1 protein-coding gene is annotated in these 439 nt (G+C 67.7%); it reads left to right on the forward strand.

From position 1 onward, the window contains the following. Nucleotides 1-14: 14 nt before the first annotated feature. A partial coding sequence (locus QSK34_RS37645) for a hypothetical protein (protein WP_285591629.1) occupies nucleotides 15-439 on the forward strand: 425 nt, incomplete at its 3' end.

The following is a 439-nucleotide window of genomic DNA, read 5'->3' on the forward strand; positions in this document are numbered from 1 at the left end:
ACACGGAGGAAACAGTGCACACGATCGGCAAGCTGCTCGCCGGGACCGTTCTGGCCGGCGTCGTGGCCACGGGGGTTGCTATCGCACCGGCCGCCACGGCATCCGCCACCACCACCGCCACCGCCTCGGCCGCCCAGGCCCAGGCCGGGTCCAGCTGGGACCGCTTCGAACGCGGCGACGGCCGGTTCGACTACCGGTGGGGCAAGAGCGGCGGCCGCTACTGGCTCGACTTCAAGATCTGGGACCGCGACCACGACGACCGCGACCACAGCTTCTTCGACGTCTACTACAAGGACCACGGCAAGTGGTTCTTCTACAAGCGGTACAGCACCAAGACCTTCCTGTCCAAGCACATCGTCTTCGGCAAGCACGTCGACGACTTCCGCGTCCGCGGCGGCTACGGCCACAACGGCAGCTTCGGCTGGGGCGGCTGGCACCA

This window comes from Herbidospora sp. NBRC 101105 (genome assembly GCF_030269205.1).
GTDB lineage: Bacteria > Actinomycetota > Actinomycetes > Streptosporangiales > Streptosporangiaceae > Herbidospora > Herbidospora solisilvae.